1 protein-coding gene is annotated in these 1,197 nt (G+C 38.8%); it reads left to right on the forward strand.

Annotated features, from left to right (window positions below; all coding sequences use genetic code 11):
- Positions 1–206 precede the first annotated feature (206 nt).
- The coding region (locus AC1DTM_RS27405; protein ID WP_477001369.1) for an amino acid permease at positions 207–1,197 on the forward strand (991 nt) is incomplete at its 3' end.

The raw sequence follows: 1,197 nt of genomic DNA on the forward strand, positions 1-1,197 counted from the left end.
AATATGAAGTAAGCAATTTTAAGTTTTATAGAAAATAGGAAGATGAGGGGTTTTGGAAATTTTATAAGAGGCAAAATAAGATTTTAGGATAGCTTTAAAGTTAGTCTAAAATGACGTTTGTTTCATCATTTTCAAGCCGAAGAGGAATTAGGGTAAAGCATCTTACTTTAAATGCGGCTATGAATCATCTAAGAGGGGGAAATGAAGTGGCAAACAAAGAATTGAAACGAGGTTTAGAAGCACGTCATATTCAAATGATTGCTTTAGGCGGAACAATTGGTGTTGGTTTGTTTATGGGGTCAGCCAGCACGATTAAATGGACAGGTCCGTCAGTAATGCTTGCATATGCAATCGCAGGTATTTTTATCTTCTTCATTATGCGTGCCATGGGAGAAATGTTGTATATGGAGCCAAGCACAGGTTCATTTGCGACATTTGGTCACAAGTATATTCATCCATTAGCTGGTTATATGACGGCATGGAGTAACTGGTTCCAGTGGGTTATCGTTGGGATGTCAGAGATTATCGCAGTTGGGGCGTATATGAAATATTGGTTCCCGGATTTACCGGCTTGGATACCTGGTGTTATCGCGATGGTTATTCTTGGTGCGGCTAACTTAATTTCGGTTAAGTCATTTGGTGAATTTGAATTTTGGTTTGCAATGATTAAAATTGTTACGATTTTATTAATGATTATTGCCGGATTCGGTCTCATTTTCTTCGGAATTGGGAACGGAGGAGAAGCAATTGGTATATCTAATCTGTGGAAAAATGGTGGTTTCTTTACAGGTGGTTTTTCAGGATTCTTCTTTGCGCTATCACTTGTAGTTGGGGCATATCAAGGTGTGGAATTAATCGGGATTACTGCTGGTGAAGCGAAAGATCCGAAGAAGACACTTACTAGAGCAATTCAAAGCACAATTTGGCGTATTCTAATTTTCTATATTGGTGCTATTTTCGTTATTGTAACTGTTTATCCTTGGGATCAATTAAGTTCAATTGGTAGTCCGTTCGTAGCAACTTTTGCGAAGGTTGGTATTACGGCAGCTGCGGGACTTATTAACTTCGTTGTTATTACAGCGGCAATGTCTGGTTGTAACAGTGGTATTTATAGTGCTGGACGTATGCTTTATACGTTAGGTGTAAATGGGCAAGCACCGAAATACTTTGCGAAGATTTCTAGTAACGGTGTACCTT

The sequence above is a fragment of the Bacillus sp. P4_D3 genome, from assembly GCF_056401855.1.